Source organism: Conexibacter woesei Iso977N, assembly GCF_000424625.1.
In the GTDB taxonomy this organism is placed as follows: Bacteria; Actinomycetota; Thermoleophilia; order Solirubrobacterales; family Solirubrobacteraceae; genus Baekduia; species Baekduia woesei_A.
In genome coordinates this window covers 2,202,952-2,221,110 of the sequence record NZ_AUKG01000001.1, presented here as the reverse complement: position 1 = coordinate 2,221,110, position 18,159 = coordinate 2,202,952, and the positions used below count along the sequence as shown (strand labels likewise).

Here is an 18,159-nt window from a genome sequence, read left to right as displayed (position 1 = left end):
GTCCCTACGAGGTCGAGGTCGGCCTAGAGGCCGGCGCCGAGGTCGGCGGCCGCCTCGACCGCCGCCCCGGCCGTCTCGCGACCCTGGGCGAGCGCGCCGATCTCGCCGGGCTCGATCGCCGGGCCGCGCTCCAGGGCGCGGCGGGAGACCTCGGCGCCGGCGGCATCGTGCAGGGCGACGCCGGGCCGTTCGGTCATCAGGCGCTCGAGGCTGCCGGGCTTGGTGCGCAGCTCGGCAGCCTCGGCGTCGACGCCGTCCAGCCGCTCCCACAGCCGCTGCGCTTCCGCGTCCGCCGCATGCGCGCCCCGCTCCGCCGCGGCCCGCACCGCCTTGCCGCCGTCGCCTCCGCGGGCTTGCCCGTCGAGCTCGGTCCGGGTGCGCAGCGCGCCCGTGTAGTCCTCCAACAAGGCGCCGCGGTCGCGCTCCTCCAGCCCGCGCAGCTTGCGCGCGTCGCCCGCGGAGAAGCCCGCCCACGGGTCGCCGGCACCGTCGCGCAGCGCGACGACCACGTCGTCGTCGAGGTCGCGCAGGAGCCCGCCCAGCGCCCCGGACCCACGCGCCAGCGCGTCGGCCCGGCGGTCACCGAGCGCGCTGCGGCGCCGCTGCACCGGCGTGGTCTCCTCCGCGGCCAAGACGACGGGCTCAGCGGCGTCCGCCCCATCCGCCCCGCGCGCCGCCTCGACCTCCCGCGTCGCCGCCTCGATGCGCGCGTGCGCGTCCAGGACGTGGGTCGCCGCGACCGCTCGCGCCGCGCGGTCCAGGTCGCCGACGACCGCGTCGACCGGCGCCAGCGCCGCGGCGCTCTCGCGCCTGTACGCCTCCAGGCGCTCCTCCGGAACGGCCGCCCGCGCCAGCTCCTCGCGCCGCACCGCCGCGCGCCCCGCGATCCACGCCGCCTGCCGCGCGTCGAGCACCTGCCCGCGCCCGCCGGCCAGCGCATCGGGCCGCAGCGCCATGTGCCGGGCCGCCGCGTCGTGGCCGCCGTCGCGCCACCACGCCGCGATCCGCTCCTGTGCGCTGGCGACGTCTCGGTGCGCGGTGCGCAGCCCCTCGGCCGCCTCGCGCTCGAGCTCTTCGACACCCAAGTCCACCATGTCGGGCACGTGCGCGAGCGCGCGCTCGGCGACGACGGCCACGAGCCGCGCGTCGCCGCCCGCTGCGTCGTGCAGGAGCGCCAGCGCCGACTCCGGGTCGCGCGCCCGGACCGCGTGCGCGTCGCGCGCCACCGCATGGTCCGGCGGCCCGGCCGGTGCCCGGGTCAGCGCGCCGCCCTCGCCCACGGCGAACCCCAGGTCCGCCAGCACGCGCCGCCGCGCCTCCGGGTCCGGCGCCCGGTCCAGCGCCCCCGGCGCGAACACCAGCGGCTTGCCGTTGCGGTCGGCCCACTGCGCCAGCTCGCCGACCATCTGGTCCAGCCGCTCGCCGCCCTCGCCCACCGCGTAGACCGCCGGGTCCAGCGCCGCGCGCGCGACCACGAGCGCGTCCGGGTCCACGTCCGGCCCGTACGCCCCGCCCGCCTCCAGCTCGACCGCCGGATGGCGCGACTGCAAGACCGCGCGCGTCAGCTGCTCCAGCCGCGCGCGCTCCGCCAGCGGCCTCCAGCCCAGCTCCGCCCGTGCGATCGCCAGCACGACGAAGCGGCGGCGCATGTCGACGTCGGTCCAGCGGTTGGGCCGCTCGCCGACGACGCTGACGAGCTGGTGGACGCTCTCGATGACGTTGGTCGTGCGCATCAGCTTGCGCAGCTTCTCGTCCCCGGCGACCCCCAGCCGCTGCAGCGTGAGCGTCCCCTCCATCGCACCCCTGATCGAGGTCGACGCCGACCCATGGCCCATCTGCTCCAGCCACTTCGCCTCGCCGACCAGCCGCGCCTCGGCGACCGCCAGCCCCGGCTCGTCCCAGGCCGCGTACAGCCCCGCGCGCACCCCGACCTCGCCGATCTCGCGCAGCAGCTTGCGCTCCTCGTCGACCAGGGACTTGTCTTCCGGATCGGCCGCCTGCGCGGCCCGGATCGCCGCCAGCTTCTCGCGGCGCTTGGCGGCGACCCTGTGGCTCTCGTCGGGGTCGTCGACCAGGTGGCGGCCGAGCGCGACCCGGTCCGCGACCGTCAGGTGGCGCTCGATCACCTTGCGCGCGTTGTGGACGACGCAGCGCTGGTTGACGCCGAGGCCGTTGGTGTACTCCTCGATCGCCCTCATGAGCCCGGGGCCGCCGTCGGTCAGCCACAGCGCGTCGGGCGCGTGCAGGCCGCGCGCGCCGAGGTCGTCGAGCAGCGCGCGCACGACCTCCTTGGTCTCGGTCGGGCCCGAGCCGATCCCCAGCGGGATCTTGAGGCCGTCGCTCGTGACGCCGAGCGCCCAGACCATCGTGTGCTCGCCGACCGGCGTGCCGTCGATGACGATCGCGGCGAGGTCGAGGTCGCTGAGGTCGCGCCCGAGCTCGTCGAGCAGGAGGTCGCCGATCCGCTGCAGGTGGCGGCTGCCGACCGACTTCGTGACGACCGGGACGTCGTACCCGGCGAACTTGTAGGCCTTGCTCACCGCCTCGAGGTCGCGCACCGACATCCGGCTGAGCTGCGTGAACAGCAGCTGGTCGTCGGGACTCAGCGCCGCGGACAGCAGCCGCAGGGCGCGCGGGAGCTCCGCGGCGGCGCTGTCGGCGTCAGCCGTCATCGGCCTCCAGGCACGCGTACAGCGCGCGCATCAGCGCCTGGGCGCGCGGGTCGACGAGCTCGTCATCGCGCAGCGTGTTCATCGCATAGGACAACCCGACGCGGCGCGACGGCCACGCGCAGTGGCACGAGCCGCCCGCCCCGCCGTGGCCGAACGCGTCCGGGGCCGGGCCGTAGGGCTCGCGCTCGGTGTTGCGCTGGAAGCCGACGCCGAAGGCGACCGGCTCGTCGAGCAGCGGCTCGCGACGGCGGGAGCGCTCGGCCGTGCCGGCCGCGAGCGTGGCGGCGGAGAGCAGCCGGACGCCGTCCATCTCGCCGCCGCGGGCGAGGCAGGCGTAGAGGCGGGCGATCGACCGTGCGGTCCCGATCGCGCCCGCGCCGGGGATCTGCGCCCGGTGCCAGTCCGGGCGGTTCCACGGGATGCCGTCCGGCGGGAAGACCGGCGGGTTGGCCCAGACGCCGGCGCGGAGGTCGTCGGCGGCGACGGCCGCCGGGTCGCCTGCGGGCCCGCCGCTCCACCCCGGCGCGGGCGCGTAGCGCAGCGTCGAGACACGGGGCTCGTGCTCGGGCGGGAGGCCGATCCAGAGGTCGAGCCCGAGCGGACCCGCGACCTCCTCGGCGAAGAACGTCCCGACGTCGCGCCCGGCCGCGCGCCGGACGACCTCGCCGCAGAGCCACCCGTAGGTGAACGCGTGGTAGACGTCGGCGGCGCGCGGGTCCGGGTCCGGCGGCTGGTCGGCCAGGAGGCCGGCCAGGCGGACGTCGTCCGTGTAGTCGTCAGGGCCGACCGGCGTGGTGAAGCGCGGGAGCCGCCCCTGGTGCGAGGCCAGCTCCGCGACCGTGACCGCGTCCTTGCCGTGCGCGGCGAACTCCGGCCAGACGTCGGCGACCGGCGCGTCGAGGTCGAGCACCCCGCGGTCGGCGAGCATCAGCAGGCACAGCGCGACGAACCCCTTCGTGCCGGAGAAGACGAGCTGCAGCGTGTCCTCGCGCCACGGCGTCCCGGCGTCGTCGGCGGCCCCGCCCCAGAGGTCGGCGACCGGCACGCCGTCGCGGTAGGCGGCAAACGCCGCGCCCTGCTCGCCGCGCTCGATCAAGTTGTCGCGGAACGCTGAACGGACGGGCTCGAAGCCGGGGGCGACGAAGCCGTGGACGTCGGGGGTGGCCATCGCGCGAAGGTATATGCGTGTGCGCGGGGGTTCCGCCACGCGGATTCGCGATCACCCCGATCGGGCAGTCGGATGGCCCTGCCGGGCGTCCGCGCGTACCGTCGCTGACCAGATGTCCCGTCGGCCCGATCTCTCCCGCTCCACCCTCGCCGCCCTCGCGCTGGGCGCCGCCGCGGTCGCCGCGCTGGGCGCGGCCGACGGGGTCCGGGCGGTCGTGCTCGGCGCGGTCGTCGCGGCCGCGATCGCGGTGACGCGGATCCGCTACGCGCCGGTCGCCGGCGCCGCGCTGCTCGCGGTCCTGGCGGTGCTGGCGGTCGGCAGCCACGGGCTGGGGCAGGACGCGCGCGCGGCCGCGACCGCGGGCGCCGCGACGCACCACGCGAAGCACGCGCACAGGCTCACCCACCGACACCGGAAGCACCGCTGACGCCATGGCCCTCGTCGCCCAGCCCCGCCGCTCTTCCCCCGGCCGCGCCGACCCCCGCGCGGTCGCCGCGGTCGGCGCCGCGTTCCTGCTGACGATCGGGATGCTCGTCGTGCTCGTCTGGGGCACGCCGGTGGTGGCGTCGTGGGTCCACGGCGGTCGCGTCGCCGGGCCGAGCGCGGTCGACGCCGGTCGCGCGCTCGCCGATCCCGCACTGCGTTCCGGCGACCCCGCCGGCGCATACCCAGAGGCGACCCGCGCGCTCCTGCCCGGCGCGACCGGCTTCTGGACGACCGCCGCGTTGTTGTTGCTGTTGCAGTGCGCGCTGCTCGTCGCCTCCGCGCGGGCGGCCGAGATCCGGATGAGCCGGCCGGCCGCCGACCGGCGCTGGTGGCACCTCCGCGGTCGCCGGCCACACGAGTTCGGCCGCTACCGGACGATCGGCGAGCTGCTCGTCGACGGGCCGTCGCCGGATCGCGTGATCGTCGGCAACGTCGCGCGGCCCAGCTCGCTGGTGGCGATCACCGACTCGGTCCAGATGGCGGTCGTCGCCGCGCCGCGGACGGGCAAGAGCTCCGGCCTCGTGATCCCATCGCTGCTGGAGCACGAAGGCCCAGTGGTGACGACTTCTGTTCGCACCGACGTCGCCGAGCACACGCTCGCGCGGCGGCGCCGCCTCGGGCGCGTGTGGGTCTGGGACCCGTTCGGCCGCGACAGCGACGACTGGGACCTCCTGCAGGGCTGCGAGGACTGGGAGCACGCGCTGCTCGTCGCGCGCTGGCTCGGGCATGCGCGGCGGATCGGCGAGGGGCCCAACCAGGACTACTTCGACCAGGAGGCCGAGGGCCTCGTCGCACCCTACCTCCACGCTGCGGCGCTGACGCCGGACATCACCGCCGAGGGCGTCTACCGCTGGATCCTCATCCGCGACGTCAAGACCGCGGCCGGCATCCTCGAGGACGCGGGCGCCGACGACGCGCGCGAGCGGCTGAAGGCGGTCTACGCGTACACCGAGCGCCAGCGCGACGGCATCATCGGGACCGCCGCGGTGCAGTTGAAGGCCTACGGCCACCCGGCCGCCGCGCGGACCGCGAAGCGTGCGCGGGGCATGACGCCGGAGGTGCTCTTCGACGGGCCCAACACGCTCTACATCGTCGCGGGGCGCGAGCACCAGCAGATGCTGGCGCCGCTGGTCGTGACGATGATCTCCTCCATGTTGTTCTACCTCAGCGAGCGCGAGAACCGCACCGGGCAGGGGCTCAAGCCGTCGGCGTTGTTCGCGCTCGACGAGACCGCGTCGATCGCGCCGATCCAGGACCTGCCGCAGATCCTCGCGACGTCGCTGGGCTCGGGCGCGCGGTTCCTGACCGTGTGGCACTCGGTCGCGCAGATCCGGCGCCACTTCGGCGACGACGCGGCCGCCGAGATCCTGGCGCTGTCGCAGGCGAAGGTCTTCATGGGGTCCATCACCGATCACCACACGCGGCAGGAGATCGTCCAGCTCCTCGGCCAGCGCCAGCGCCTGATCGGCGAGGCCGGCCCCGGCTTCCCCGTCGACGTCATGACCTCCCAGGCGCTGCAGCGGACGACCGCGGGCGAGGGCCTGCTGATCAACGCCGACCTGCCACCGGTCATCTTCCGCCAACGCCGGCACTACCTCGACCCCCACCTCAAGCGCCTGAAGGGCAGCTCCGGCTACATCTCACCGCCCGACGGCGCCGTGATGGGCGAAGGGAGCGCCGGCAGCCACGGGGCGGTGACGAGCGACTGCGGGTGATCAGCTCTGAGCCGATCCCGGAAACGCGAAAGGCCCGCAAACGCGGGCTTTTCGGCTAGGGGTGAGTGACGTGACTCGAACCCGCGACGCCATGCGCCCCACCTACCCCAAGAGCAACGTCATCGCCGTCGCCGCGACCGACGCCAAGGACCACCTCGCGCCGTTCCCCAACTTCGGGCCCCGGTCCATGACGCCGCGATGCCCGCCACCCGGCGCGAGGAACGCACCGATCCGAGCCGGGGTCGACGGCTAGCCGGCTGAGGCGGCCGTCATCGGCGACCCGGCCCGCGGGGCGAGCCGGACTCGGGCGATCTCGGCGCGCTCGTGGAGGACGCCGGGGCTGTCGGTGCCACCGGCCATGGCGATCTCGTGGGCGAGGTCGAGCGTCGCACGCAGGACGTGCTTGGTGTGGTGGTGGGTCCTGTGGCCCTTGCCGGCCCGGATGAAGCGCTTGCGCTGCTTGCGCGGCGCGCACACGGCGTCGAGCTCGGCCTGGGTGAGGGTGCCGTTGGCGACCTCGGGCTGCAGGATCGCGCGCAGGAACTCGCGCTCTTGGCCGACGGTCTTGTGCATCATCACGAACAACATGATCAGCGCGAAGACCGAGAAGAGCAGCACCCCGAAAAGGCCGATCGCCGCGGTGCCGCCGATGGCGGCGATCGCGTCCCAGGTGCCGTGGGTGAGCATGGCCAGAACGATCAGGCCGATGCCCAGTCCGAGCCGGCGGGGCTGGATCGGGGTCCCGATCGCGTAGATCAAGCCGCAGCAGAACAGGGCGCTGTAGAGCGTGTGGGAGAAGATGCCCGAGCCGGCGCGCAGGGCGAAGGTGCCCAGGGCCGCGCCCACCTGGTTGTCGGCGAACCCCGCGATGGCGCTGTTGTAGTCATACAGCACATCTTCGAAGAGCTGGAAGCCCAATCCGATGAAGGCGCCGATGAACACCCCGTCATAAGGGGTGCGGATGAGCCGCGGCGCGAGCCCGAGGAGCAGGACGAACCCGGCGGCCTTGGAGGTCTCCTCGGTGAACGGGGCGGTCAACGCCGCGCCCCAGTCCACGCCGAAGGCCTGGCCGAAGAGCTTGGGGTAGATGTCCAGCAGCGCGGTGTTGACCGTCAGCGCGAAGAGGAACGTCGCGGGTACGGCACCCCACAGAAAGGCCGTCAGCACGAGGTTGCGCGGCTGGCGCTCGTAGTGGTCGCCGCGCCGCAGGATCGCGAGGAACACCAGCCCGTAGAGCGCGGTGGCCGTCGCGCCGGCGCCCAAACCGGTGCCCACGACGCTCGCGCCGCCGGAGAAGTACTCGATCAGGTGCACCGCGCCGAGCACGAAGAACACGATGTAGACCCAGAAGCACAGGTTGTGAGGCTGGCGCAGCCGGAACGGCAGTCCCCAGCCGGTCAGCTCGAGCACTTCGCGCCGGCGCTCGACGAGCGTCTCGGGCGAGGCGGCGGTCTGCGCGGTGCTCATCGGGCCGCCCTGGGGTCGTAGTGGATGCTGTCGATCATCTTCTCGACCTCGTCGGCCTGGTCCTGGATGGTGGCCGTAGGACCGGTGAGCGTGATCTTCACCCCGGTGTTGCCGTAGACCAGCGCGGCGACGACCCCTGCTCCCTGGACCGTCGTGTAGGCCTGCGCGACGCCGCGGTGGCCGTCGGTGGTGTGGAAGCTCTGGACCGTGCCGGCCACGTGATAGGCCTTGTCACCCTCCAACGCTGTGTCCACCTTCTTGATCTGACTCAGCAACCGCTCTGCGCTGCCGCGGAACGGACCGGGCTCGACCACGAACGAGGAGCCGCCCTTGGCCAGGACCACCGTCTCGCCGGGCGTTCCGCTCTGCGTCTTGTCGGTCGTCAGCAACCCGGAGTCCACGCCCCATCCCGCTTGGGCGTCCATCGTCAGCCCCTTGTCCAGCACGAACACGTCGCCCGCCCTGGTCTCCTGGCTGTAGGACAACAGGTTGTCGACCGCAGGAACGACGACGGTCCACAACACGAACAGCCCGATCACGACCAGGCCCGGCAGCAGCGAGCGCCGGTCCAAGCCGAAGAACCGATGCTCGACGGGCACGCGGCCCGTCGGCGTCAAGCCCTCGACGCCGCTTCCCCCCACAGCCTGGTCCACCATGCGTCGGGACCCTACCCTGACAACGACCGCGCGAGCAACGAACCTGGCGCAGTCAGCGACCGGAGCGCGGACACATGCCCAAAGCTCCATATTGCTGATCTAACAACTTCTTCGTGCAAGTTCGTCAGGCAAGTCACACGCCCGCGAAGACCAAGGTGTACGGACCCTGCTGCTCGGTCAGCCCGGCGCTCGTCAAGCACGCGGTCGGCAGGGCGGTGGTGACGGCGATCGTCGTGGCCGAGGCGCCGGTGAACTCGCCCGCGACGATCGAGCCGACGCTGGTGACCACCAGGGTTCCGGCGACGTACTCGGTGTCGGCGCGGTAGGTGAAGGTGCTGGTGTGGCCGTTGCTCCAGGTGAACGTCGAGGTGAGCTGGGTCGGGAAGGACTGGCCCAGCAGTGCGGTGCACGACAGGCTGGCAGGGAAGATGCCGCTGACCGAGCCGGAAGTGACGGTCGGGTCGGTGGCCGAGAGGCATGGGCCGAGCGCGATGTCGACGCCGGCGGTGACCGCTCGCGGCTGGAGCAGCCGCAGGCCCGGGGTGTAGGTGTTGGTCTGCGTGCCGGCGCAGGTCAGCTGCTCGGCGCCCTGCGCCCCCGAGGCGCCGGCTGCGGCGATGAGGACCGCGGCCACGCCGGCGAGCAGAAGCGTGCGCGCGACGGGACGCCTCACGCGCCGGCGATCGTCATCGTCAGCGGGCCGGACACGTGGCCGATCCCGGTCGTCAGGCACTGCAGCGCCGAGAGCGTGGGAAGGACCACCGTCTCGGTCGCCGTGGCCCCGGCGAACTTGCCGGCGGTGACCGTGCCGGTCGTGATGAAGGTGTACTGACCGCCGACGGCGTTGTCGGTGAACAACGCGGCGTCGATGACGCTCGTGGTGGCGTCGGCCCAGGCGATCGTCTGCTGGCCCTCGTCGCCGATCTCGCCGAGCGGTCCGAGGCAGCTGTAGGACGCCGGGAACGCGTTGGCGGTCGTGCCCGAGGCGGCGCCCGGGTCGTTCGAGGTGCAGGTGAACGCATCGCTGTTGGCGATCGTCCCGCTCTGGGTGGCGAGCTTCAGCGCCGGTGTGTAGTCCACCGACTCGGTGCCGGCACACACCGCGACGTTCGCCGCCCGAGCCGAGGCGCACGTCAGCATCAACGCCAGCAACGCTGCGGCGGCCAGACCCGACGCGAAGCCACGCAGCCCGCAGATGTCATCGGACATGGTGCGAACATTGACCGCCGCCCGCTGAGCGTTGTCAAGCCAATGGGATCGTCCACGCTCGAAGGGCAGGGTCCCAAGCTTGCGGAACGCTTCACACCAGACAGGCACACGGAGCCCTCGCGGCGAGCTCCCGGGCAGAGCACCGAGAACCAGCGCAGGCTCGCGCGCCAACTGACGCTCGCCGGACGACGTCGACGCCCGGCCCCTAGAGTCCGCCCTCAACTCGCGATCGAGGAGCAGCAACATGTCGGACTTGAACGTCGTCGCCGTCTTGAAGGCCAAGCCGGGTTCCGAGCAGGTGCTCGGTGACGCGCTGACCGCGCTCGTCGAGCCCACCCGCGCCGAGGAGGGCTGCACCGGCTACGAGCTGTTCGTCTACGCGTTCGACGGGGCGCCGGCCATCCATCCGCTCGCGCCTCACGGCGGCTGAGCCCGCGCGGACGTCAGCGCGCGGCGGCGACCTCGCGCTGCTGGACGGCGTCGTCGGCCAGGGCGTCGGCGGCGCCGTCCAGCACGAGCGTGCGCCAGCGGTAGTAGTCGGTCTCGGCGACGCCGTGGTCGGAGCAGAGCGCGGTCACCTCGGCGTCGTCGCTCATCCCGGCCAGGACGAACCGCAGGCGCGCGCCGGGCTCGGCCATGTCCGGGGCCTGGGCGGCGACGGTGGGCGGCAGGTCGCCGCGGACCAGCCGCCCGCCGCGGAAGCTCGCGGCGGCGATCACCATGCCCGCCGTGATCAGGATCAGGTCCTTGAGCACGTACTGGCCCTCGAGCGTCGGCGCGTGGTGCGGCCCGGCGAACAGGCGCCCCGGCAGCAGCACCAGCGGCGAGAGGATCCCGACGAACTCGCCGGCCAGCACCCAGACCGCGGCGCGCATCCCGCGATTGGCCAGCAGGCAGATCCCGATGAAGCACTCCATCGTGGCGACCACGACGATCGCGACGTCGCCGGGCACGAGCCCCAGGAACAGGATGTGCGTGGTCGCCTCGGTCAGGTCCTGCGCCGGGCTCACACCCGGGAAGTACTTCAACACCCCGAACCCGAGGAAGACCGCGCCGACCGCGATCCGCAGCGCCGTCACGCTGTGGCGCACCAAGTGATGGTGGATGACGTTCTCGACGTGCAGCAGACGGGCGTAAGCGAAAGGCATACATCTTCCTGCGCGCCCGCCGGCCGATCGGCTCACAAACCGGCGCATCGGCCCGCGAGCGCTCGTGGGCGCGCCAACATGTACATCTTTCGCGATCGGGCGATGTTCCGGCGGCGGAACGGGGAGCCCGCGTCCATGGTCATCGTCGTGCTCGTCGTCGTGGTCCTCACCTTGGTCGGGGCCACCTATGGGATCTTCACCCGCCGGGGCAGCGGCATCGGCCAGCACCCACGGGGCAGCGATCACGCGGGCTCACCCGGCGTCGGCGAGGGCACATCGCGCATGTCCAGCCATGCCGACGAGAACGAGGGCGCGTTCGACTCCCGCGGCGGCAGGTGACGACGCCGGCCGAACGTCTGTGAGCCACGGAGCTGGAGCCGGCGCACGCCTGCACGGCGGTGCGCCCGGTCGGACGCCGAGAGCACTGCGCGAGCACCGGGGCGCGTACCCCGGAGGATGTCGCTGCCGGACGTTCTCGCACTCGTGGCCCTGACCTTCGCGGCCTGCGCTCTGCACGCCACCGTCGGGTTCGGATCGGGGCCGTTGCTGATGCCGCTGCTGCTGGCGCTGACGACACCCGCGCGCGCGGTCGTCGCCGCCGTCGGCGTCGGCGTCGGCATGGTCGTCAACGGGCTGCAGCTGGGCGCCGAGCGACGCCGGCCGCAGCTGCCCGTTCGCCGGTTGTGGCCGCTGCTGGCCTCCGCGGTGCCGGGTGCCGCGCTCGGCGCGCTCGTCGCCGGCCGGCTCGACCACCGCGCGGTGGCGGTGGCGCTGGCGATCGCGCTGCTGATCTCCGGCGCCGCGCTCGTCGCCGCCCCGCACCGGCTGGCGCCGGGCGTGCTGGCCGGCGGCGGGATCGTGGCCGGCTTCTCGGCCGCGCTGACCGGGGTCTTCGGTCCCGTGCTCGGCGTCATGGTGACCGGCGCGGGCTGCCGCGGGGACGCGCTTCGCGACGGCATCGGCGCGAGCTTCCTGGTGGTGGGGACGTGCGCGATCGCCGCGACGCTGGCGGTCTCGGGTGGCGCGACCGGGCTGCTGCTGGCCGTCGCGCTCACACCACCCGCCGCAGCCGGGCACGCCGTCGGTCGTGGCGGCTTCGCCCGCCTCACCGAGCGCACGCACCGCGCCGCGGTGCTCGGCGCCGTCGCCGCCGGTTGCGCCGCCGCCCTGCTGCCGCTGGTCCTCTGAGCGCGGCGCCTCGTGCGTACGTGTTCCGGGCAGGCGGGTACCTGGAGGGCCCCGATGCCCCGCCAGAAGAGCGCACGCCGCACGCTGCGTGCGGCGCCACACGTCCTGCTGCGCACGGGGCGGGCGTTCTACGACGACCAGATGACCCACCACGCGGCGGCGCTGACCTACTACGCGCTGATGTCGCTGTTCCCCGCGCTGCTGCTCGCCGTCTCGATCCTCGGCCTGGTCGGCCAGTACCCGGCGACCTACGACGCGATCCTCGGCTACCTGCGCGACGTCGTCCCGCCGTCGGCGCTGGTCCCGCTCGACAGCTCGCTGCGCGCCGCTCTGCAGCAGAAGGGCACGGCCGCGACCACGTTGGCGATCAGCGTCGTGGTCACGCTCTACGGGACCACCGGGGCGCTTGAGGCCGCGCGCCGCGCGCTGAACGTCGTCTTCGAGGCCGACGCCGGGCGGCGCTTCCTCACGCGCAAGGCGGTCGACGTCGTCAGCACGGTCGTGTTGATGGCTCTGATCCTCGTCAGCCTCGTCCTGGTGTTCGTCGGCGGCGGGCTCGCCGAGGACCTGCTCGGCTTCCTCGGGCTCGGGTCGACCGTCGTGGACATCTGGAACATCGCCCGCTGGCCGGGGGCCGTCACGATCGCGATGCTCGTGTTCTCCTACATCTACTACGTGACCCCCGACGTCCACCAGCGCTCGTTCCGCTGGGTCACCCCCGGCGCGATCGCCGGCGTCGCGCTGTGGCTCGTCGCCTCGGCCGGGTTCTCGACCTACCTCAGCAAGGTCGCCAACGTCGGCGCCGTCTACGGGGCGTTCGCGGGCGCGATCGTCCTCGTCGTCTGGCTCTGGCTGACGAACGTCGCACTGCTCTTCGGAGCCGAGCTCAACGCCGAGATCGAGCGCGAGCACCAGCTCCGCGAAGGCGTGCCCGAGCAGGAGACGCTGGACCTCCCGAACCGCTAGCAACTCAGCGTCGCGGTTCGTCGACCGGCCGACCGGTGGCGAAGCGGACGGTCGCCTCGACGCAGGTGTTGGCCAGCAGGCCGATGACGATCAGGTGGCGGATCCCGTGGAGCTTGAGGAGCTGATCGAGATCCGTGCCCTGGAAACCGCTGGAGCACCAGTGCTCCTGGGCGACGATGTCGCCAGGGTGCGTCGAAGCTCTCCCGGATCTCGCCGCGTCTCGTAGTCGCCCGGCCGGTAGCGGTCCCAGGACGCGTGACGCTCGATGCTGCGCGCGTACTCGGGCGTCTCCTGGCTCCGCAACGCCGCTGCGGCAGCAGGGGCGATCGCGACGCGCTCTCGCCCGTTCCTCGAAGGAGCTGTGCTGGTTCGGCTGCCATCGGCGAGAGGTTCGTCGCCTGCGCGCACCGCCGCACCCGGGTACCTTCGAACGTCTTCCAACCGTCAGGGACGGCGCGGGGCCCGCCCGAAGCCCGGATGGACCCCCGGGGTGAGCCCCTGCGCGTCGGCGAGCCGCCGCAGCGTCACGGCCAGCTCGCGCCGCTCAGCGGCGCTCAGCCCAGCGGTGATCGCCTGCTCGTGCTCGCGGGCGACGACCGCCAGGTCGGCCAGCTTGGCGGTGCCCGTCGCGGTGAGCGCGAGGGCGTAGTTGCGGCGGTCGGCGGGGTCGCGGGTGCGGGCGACGAGGGCGCGGTGCTCGAGGTCGTCGATCAGCGCGACCAGGCGCGTCGCGTGCATGCCCAGCGCGTCCGCCAGCGCGCGCTGGCTCAGGCCGGGCGACCCCGCCAGCAGGCGCAGGACGCCGGCCTGCGGCGGCGTGACGTCCAGCGGCGCGATCCGCTCGGCGAACGCGGCGGCCGCGTGCGCCCCGAGCTGAGCCAACAGGAAGGCCACTCCGGGCTGGACAGGCGCAGGCGAGGAAGGCACGGCGCGAGAATAACGGCCGGTCGCATTCAATACAATTTGTAATCGTTACAAGTCTCATCTATTGTCGTTCGCGTGGCCCTCCTCTTCCTCCCCACCACGTCGGCCCGCCGCTGCTCCCCCTCGCCCTGATCGCCTGCGGCCTGTTCGCCGCCTGCCTGATCGTGGGCGCCGCCGGCGGCGGGCCGTTCCCCTCGCCCTACGACCCCGCCCACGACGTCCTGGCGTTCTTCGCCGGCCACAGCACGACCGTGCGCGTCGCCGCGACGCTGCAGTTCGCCTCCGCCGTCCCGCTGGCGATCCTCGCCGCCTCGCTGTCCAGCCGCGTGCGCTTCCTGGGCTTCGCACGAGTGCCGGGCGTGCTGATCGCCTCGACCGGCGGGATCCTGGCCAGCGGTCTGCTCGTGCTCAGCGCCTTGGTCCAATGGGTCCTTTCCCAGCCGGGCGTGCGGGACGACCCGGGGGTCGTCCGGGCCCTCGCTGACCTCGCGTTCGCCACCGGCGGCCCGGGGCACGTCGTCTTCCTCGGCCTGCTCGTGGCCGGGCTGGCCGTCCCGGCGGCGATCGGCCGGCTGCTGCCGCGCCCGCTCGCGCTCGCCGGCGTCGCGCTGGCGCTCGTCGCCGAGCTCTCGACCCTGGCCCTCCTCTTCCACGGCGCCGCGTTCCTGCTCCCCATCGCCCGCTTCGGCGGGCTGATCTGGCTGGTCCTGGCCGCCGCCCTCCTCCCCGCAACCACCCCAACAACCAAGGACCCCGCACATGCCCACCTCACTTGATGGCCGCGTCGCGATCGTGACCGGCGCCAGCCGCGGCATCGGCGCCGCGACCGCGCGAACGCTCGCGAGCGCCGGTGCGCGCGTCGTCCTCGCCGCACGCGATGCCGACCGCCTCGAGGCCCTCGCGGCCGAGATCGCCGATGCCGGCGGCACCGCCTTGGCTCTGCCGACCGACATCGGCGATCCCGCCGCGGTCGCCGGCCTGGTCGCCGACACGGTGGCCGCCTTCGGCCGCCTCGACATCGCCTTCAACAACGCGGCCGGCGGCGGCCATCCGCCGACGCCGCTGCAGGACGTCGCCCTCGAGGACTTCGACAGCGCCTACGCGATCAACCTGCGCGGCACGTTCCTGTGCCTCCAGCACGAGATCGCGGCGATGATCGACAACGACGGCGGACCCTCGGGCGCGATCGTCAACATGAGCTCGACCGCTGGCCTCGAGGCCGTCGGAGGCCTCGCCGGCTACGTCGCCACCAAGCACGCCATCGTCGGGCTCACCAAGGTCGCCGCGCTGGAGAACGCCGCCCGCGGCATCCGCGTCAACGCCGTCGCCCCGGGCCCGATCCTCACCGAGCAGCTCCAGCGCGCCGGCGACGCCGGGCTCAAAGCCGCCGCGATGGCGATGCCGATGCGCCGCGTCGGCCAACCCGACGAGGTCGCCGACGTCGTCGCCTGGCTCTGCGGCGACGAGTCCTCGTTCATCACCGGCGCGACGATCCTCATCGACGGCGGCAAACTGGCCGGAATGGCCCCGTTCGCCCGCCAGGCGCCCACCGGCTGACCGGCTCGCCGACGACCTCACAACCGGCAGATAAGCCGGCGGTTCTGGCACGATTCACGGCGTTTCGGGCACTCGTGCCTGAGTTCGAGTAGGCCTACAGGTCGCTTCCAACCGGCTCCGGAACCGGGCCGGTAGCTGCACATCGCGTCCCGGAGTCGACTTACAAGTAGCCGCGCAGGTGCTGCGATCGGCACAGGCTCAGCCCATCGCAACGGCAGCGGGACGCCGGCTACCGCGTCGCGATCGTGCCGTCGTCGCGTCCAACGAGTTCGGCCCAGCGATGACTTCTCATGGTGCGCGGAGTCGAAGGGCCATGACTGCTGCAAGCACGCCTCCGGTCGTCCGACGCCGCGAGTGGCTGGACCGCATCAACACGCTGCGCGCTCGCGAGAAGGCGCACACCCGCGAGGGCGACGCGATCGCGGCCGCGCGGCGGCGGCTGCCGATGACGGAGGTCGACCCGTCGACGCCGCTGGTCGGCGCGGGCGGTGAGGTCCGGCTGATCGACGCCTTCGAGGGCCGCGCCCAGCTGTTCGCGTCCTACCACATGTGGCACGACGGCCAGCCGGCCGCCGGGCAGTGCGAGGGCTGCACGTTCTTCACCGGCCACGTGCTCGAGCTGGCCTACCTGCACCAGCGCGACGTCACCTTCGCCGTCTTCTGCGACGGGCCGTTCGAGGCGTCGGACCGCTACCGGCGCTTCATGGGCTGGGAGATGCCGTGGTACGCCGTGCCCGCCGGGTCGCGCGACGCGCTCCTCGCGGGCCGCTACTTCGGCATGAAGGCGTGTTACCTGCGCGACGGTGACCGCGTCTATGAGACCTACTGGACCACCGGGCGCGGGGTCGAGCCGATGGGATCGTCCTACGGGATCCTCGACATGATGGTCTACGGGCGGCAGGAGCACTGGGAGGACTCGCCCGCCGGGTGGCCGCAGCCGTTCGACGCCAGCGCCGGCCAACAGCTGCGCCAGGATGGACGCCCGACGGCGCAATGGTCACGCATCGCCGCCGGCCACGACGACGACCTCGGGAGCGCCAAGGTGGCAGCCGGCCCTGCGGACTGCTGCCACTGAGCGGCCGCCCGTCTGGGCGACGAGGACGTCGGTGGCGCGCCGCAGCAGCGTGATCAGCGCGCCACGCTCCTCGGCCGAGAACGCGGCGGATCCCTCCCGCTCCAACACCGCGACCTCGCCGTCGGTGCGCTGCTCGACGACCTCCGCCACCGTCGCGAGCAAGGACATCATGTCGCTCAGCGCTGGTTCATCCCGGCGCGCGGCGTGCCGGCTAGGTGCCGCAGTACGTGATGTAGGTGTCGCTCGCCGGGCCGGGCGTGGCGAGGTCGGTGAGGCCGTCGCGCTCCTCGAAGGGGCGCGTGACCGCGTCGAGGAGCCGCTCGTAGTTCGCGAGGTCGCCGGCCGTCGCCGCGGCCAGCGCGTCCTCCACCGCGTGGTTGCGCGGGATGTACACCGGGTTGATCCGGTCCATCGCCTCCGCGGTGGCGGACATGTCGGCGCCGGCCGCCGCGCCGAGGCACTCGCGCCAGCGCGCGAGCCAGCCGTCCCAGGCCGCGAGGTCGGTGAAAAGCCCGCGGGCGTCGCGCGCCGGGTCGCCGCGCAGCGTCGCGGCGGCGTCGCGGAAGAACGTGGTGAAGTCGACGCCCTGGGTGTGCAGGAGCTCGAGCAGATCGGCGATCAGCGCACCGTCGAGCTCGTCGTCGGCCCCGTCGGGCGACAGCCCGAGCTTGGTGCGCATGCCGTCCAGCCAGGCCGCGTCGAAGATCGGCCAGAAGCCCTCGAGCACCGCCATGGCCTGCGCGGCGGCCGCCTGCGCGTCAGGGCCGATCAGCGGCAGCAGCGTCTCGGCCAGCCGCGCGAGGTTCCACTGGGCGATCGCGGGCTGCTGGCCGTAGGCGTAGCGGCCGCCGTGGTCGATCGAGCTGAACACGGTCGCCGGGTCGTAGGCCTCCATGAACGCGCACGGGCCGTAGTCGATCGTCTCGCCCGAGATCGTCATGTTGTCGGTGTTCATCACGCCGTGCACGAAGCCGACGAGCATCCACCGCGCGACGAGCTCCGCCTGGACCGCGACGACGGCTTCGAGGAACGAGATGTAGGGGTTGTCGGCCGCGGCCGCCGCCGGGTGGTGGCGGGCGATGGCGTAGTCGGCCAGGCGGCGCAGCAGCGCCTCGTTGCGCAGCAGGGCGGCGTACTGGAAGGTCCCGACGCGCAGGTGGCTGGCGGCGACGCGGGTCAACACCGCGCCGGGCAGCAGCGTTTCGCGCGCCACGTCCTCCCCCGTGGCCACGACCGCGAGCGCGCGCGTCGTCGGGATCCCGAGCGCGTGCATCGCCTCGCCGACGAGGTGCTCGCGCAGCATCGGCCCGACGGCCGCCCTGCCGTCGCCGCCGCGGGCGAACGGCGTGCGTCCGGAGCCCTTGAGGTGCAGGTCGCGCCGGCGTCCGGCGCGGTCGAGCACCTCGCCCAGCAGCAGCGCGCGGCCATCGCCGAGACGCGGCGACAACCCGCCGAACTGATGGCCGGAGTACGCCATCGCAACCGGCTGCGCGCCTTGGGGCGCCTTGCTGCCGGCCAGCACCGCGAGACCCTCGGGGCTGCGCAGCGCGTCGGGGTCGGCGCCCAGCTCGGCGGCGAGCTCCACGTTCAGCGCCAGCAGGCGCGGCGCGGGCGCGGGCGCGCCCTGCCAGGGCACGTACAGACCCTCGAGCTCCTCGACGAACGTGTTGTCGAAGGCGAACAGCGGCGGGGCGGCGACGCTCATACGCTGCAGGCTAGGCATCCGCGGCGGTCATGCGCCCGCCGCGGATGGCGAACGGACGCCCTGGCGCCTTCCACTGCAGCTCCGACCTGGAGGACCGTGGTTCGTCGGGGTCGGGTTGTCCGGGACCGACGGTTAGGATTCCTGCGTGGACGTCGAGCTGGAGATCAAGAACTACCGCTGCTTCACCGACGAACGCCCGGCGCGGATCCGCGTCCGTGACGGG

At 73.3% G+C, this 18,159-nt stretch carries 19 protein-coding genes and 1 pseudogene; 9 read left to right on the top strand and 11 right to left on the bottom strand.

Features of this window, described 5'->3' with window-relative positions; all coding sequences use genetic code 11:
• Positions 1-23: 23 nt before the first annotated feature.
• Together H030_RS0111005 and H030_RS0111000 are read right to left on the bottom strand one after the other, a co-directional pair.
• Positions 24-2,672 carry a transposase gene (locus tag H030_RS0111005; RefSeq protein WP_027006146.1) on the bottom strand — a complete coding sequence of 883 codons (2,649 nt, stop codon included), beginning with the start codon at positions 2,670-2,672 and terminating at the stop codon, positions 24-26.
• Entirely contained in the window at positions 2,662-3,840 is a 1,179-nt protein-coding gene (locus H030_RS0111000) for a serine hydrolase domain-containing protein (RefSeq protein WP_027006145.1), read from the bottom strand. The genes H030_RS0111005 and H030_RS0111000 overlap by 11 nt, the downstream gene beginning before the upstream one ends.
• Before the next feature lie 112 nt (positions 3,841-3,952).
• On the opposite strand from H030_RS0111000, the gene H030_RS0110995 reads away from it, so the two are divergent.
• Together H030_RS0110995 and H030_RS0110990 are read left to right on the top strand one after the other, a co-directional pair.
• Positions 3,953-4,267 (top strand): hypothetical protein, encoded by a 315-nt coding sequence (locus H030_RS0110995; RefSeq protein ID WP_027006144.1) that lies wholly within the window; start codon positions 3,953-3,955, stop codon positions 4,265-4,267.
• Between the two features lie 4 nt (positions 4,268-4,271).
• Positions 4,272-6,041: a type IV secretory system conjugative DNA transfer family protein gene (locus tag H030_RS0110990; protein WP_027006143.1), complete on the top strand. Its 1,770-nt coding sequence runs from the start codon at positions 4,272-4,274 to the stop codon at positions 6,039-6,041.
• A gap of 249 nt (positions 6,042-6,290) precedes the next feature.
• On the opposite strand, the gene H030_RS0110980 is transcribed toward H030_RS0110990, so the two are convergent.
• The 4 genes from H030_RS0110980 to H030_RS0110965 form a co-directional block, all read right to left on the bottom strand.
• On the bottom strand, positions 6,291-7,508 hold the full coding sequence (locus tag H030_RS0110980) for a PrsW family intramembrane metalloprotease (protein WP_027006142.1): 1,218 nt from the start codon (positions 7,506-7,508) through the stop codon (positions 6,291-6,293).
• Complete coding sequence (locus tag H030_RS0110975) at positions 7,505-8,164, bottom strand: hypothetical protein (RefSeq protein ID WP_027006141.1); 660 nt, start codon at positions 8,162-8,164, stop codon at positions 7,505-7,507. The genes H030_RS0110980 and H030_RS0110975 overlap by 4 nt, the downstream gene beginning before the upstream one ends.
• A gap of 133 nt (positions 8,165-8,297) precedes the next feature.
• Positions 8,298-8,837, bottom strand: a complete 540-nt coding sequence (locus H030_RS0110970) for a hypothetical protein (RefSeq protein ID WP_027006140.1) — start codon at positions 8,835-8,837, stop codon at positions 8,298-8,300.
• On the bottom strand, positions 8,834-9,373 hold the full coding sequence (locus H030_RS0110965) for a hypothetical protein (protein ID WP_027006139.1): 540 nt from the start codon (positions 9,371-9,373) through the stop codon (positions 8,834-8,836). Before H030_RS0110965 ends, H030_RS0110970 begins: the two co-directional genes overlap by 4 nt.
• A gap of 244 nt (positions 9,374-9,617) precedes the next feature.
• On the opposite strand from H030_RS0110965, the gene H030_RS31205 reads away from it, so the two are divergent.
• Complete coding sequence (locus H030_RS31205; protein WP_051222337.1) at positions 9,618-9,803, top strand: putative quinol monooxygenase; 186 nt, start codon at positions 9,618-9,620, stop codon at positions 9,801-9,803.
• Positions 9,804-9,816: 13 nt separating this feature from the next.
• Here H030_RS31205 and H030_RS39655 read toward each other — a convergent pair whose 3' ends face one another.
• Positions 9,817-10,521, bottom strand: coding sequence for a hypothetical protein (locus H030_RS39655; RefSeq protein WP_196809083.1), 705 nt, complete (start codon positions 10,519-10,521; stop codon positions 9,817-9,819).
• A gap of 135 nt (positions 10,522-10,656) precedes the next feature.
• On the opposite strand from H030_RS39655, the gene H030_RS0110950 reads away from it, so the two are divergent.
• The 3 genes from H030_RS0110950 (at position 10,657) to H030_RS31195 (ending at position 12,675) form a co-directional block, all read left to right on the top strand.
• Positions 10,657-10,860 carry a hypothetical protein gene (locus tag H030_RS0110950; RefSeq protein WP_155891973.1) on the top strand — a complete coding sequence of 68 codons (204 nt, stop codon included), beginning with the start codon at positions 10,657-10,659 and terminating at the stop codon, positions 10,858-10,860.
• 144 nt (positions 10,861-11,004) lie between these two features.
• Positions 11,005-11,709 carry a TSUP family transporter gene (locus H030_RS0110945; protein WP_027006137.1) on the top strand — a complete coding sequence of 235 codons (705 nt, stop codon included), beginning with the start codon at positions 11,005-11,007 and terminating at the stop codon, positions 11,707-11,709.
• Between the two features lie 54 nt (positions 11,710-11,763).
• Entirely contained in the window at positions 11,764-12,675 is a 912-nt protein-coding gene (locus H030_RS31195) for a YihY/virulence factor BrkB family protein (protein WP_051222336.1), read from the top strand.
• A 37-nt stretch (positions 12,676-12,712) separates the two neighbouring features.
• Here the strand turns inward: H030_RS31195 and H030_RS40665 are convergent.
• Both H030_RS40665 and H030_RS0110930 read right to left on the bottom strand, forming a co-directional pair.
• Positions 12,713-12,862 (bottom strand): annotated as a pseudogene (locus tag H030_RS40665) (isochorismatase family protein); the annotation flags it as partial.
• Between the two features lie 257 nt (positions 12,863-13,119).
• On the bottom strand, positions 13,120-13,557 hold the full coding sequence (locus tag H030_RS0110930; protein ID WP_231398404.1) for a MarR family winged helix-turn-helix transcriptional regulator: 438 nt from the start codon (positions 13,555-13,557) through the stop codon (positions 13,120-13,122).
• Positions 13,558-13,763: 206 nt separating this feature from the next.
• Here H030_RS0110930 and H030_RS31190 point away from each other — a divergent pair, with 206 nt between their 5' ends.
• The 3 genes from H030_RS31190 to H030_RS0110915 all read left to right on the top strand — a co-directional run bounded on the left by H030_RS31190 (position 13,764) and on the right by H030_RS0110915 (position 16,231).
• Positions 13,764-14,375: a hypothetical protein gene (locus H030_RS31190; protein WP_155891972.1), complete on the top strand. Its 612-nt coding sequence runs from the start codon at positions 13,764-13,766 to the stop codon at positions 14,373-14,375.
• Positions 14,359-15,156 (top strand): SDR family NAD(P)-dependent oxidoreductase, encoded by a 798-nt coding sequence (locus H030_RS0110920; protein WP_027006135.1) that lies wholly within the window; start codon positions 14,359-14,361, stop codon positions 15,154-15,156. Before H030_RS31190 ends, H030_RS0110920 begins: the two co-directional genes overlap by 17 nt.
• 313 nt (positions 15,157-15,469) lie before the next feature.
• Complete coding sequence (locus H030_RS0110915) at positions 15,470-16,231, top strand: DUF899 family protein (RefSeq protein WP_027006134.1); 762 nt, start codon at positions 15,470-15,472, stop codon at positions 16,229-16,231.
• Here H030_RS0110915 and H030_RS0110910 read toward each other — a convergent pair.
• Together H030_RS0110910 and H030_RS0110905 are read right to left on the bottom strand one after the other, a co-directional pair.
• Complete coding sequence (locus tag H030_RS0110910; RefSeq protein ID WP_155891971.1) at positions 16,154-16,399, bottom strand: hypothetical protein; 246 nt, start codon at positions 16,397-16,399, stop codon at positions 16,154-16,156. The two genes, H030_RS0110915 and H030_RS0110910, sit on opposite strands and share 78 nt — an antisense overlap.
• Positions 16,400-16,442: 43 nt before the next feature.
• Positions 16,443-17,936, bottom strand: a complete 1,494-nt coding sequence (locus tag H030_RS0110905) for a protein adenylyltransferase SelO (protein WP_027006132.1) — start codon at positions 17,934-17,936, stop codon at positions 16,443-16,445.
• Positions 17,937-18,159 lie beyond the last annotated feature (223 nt).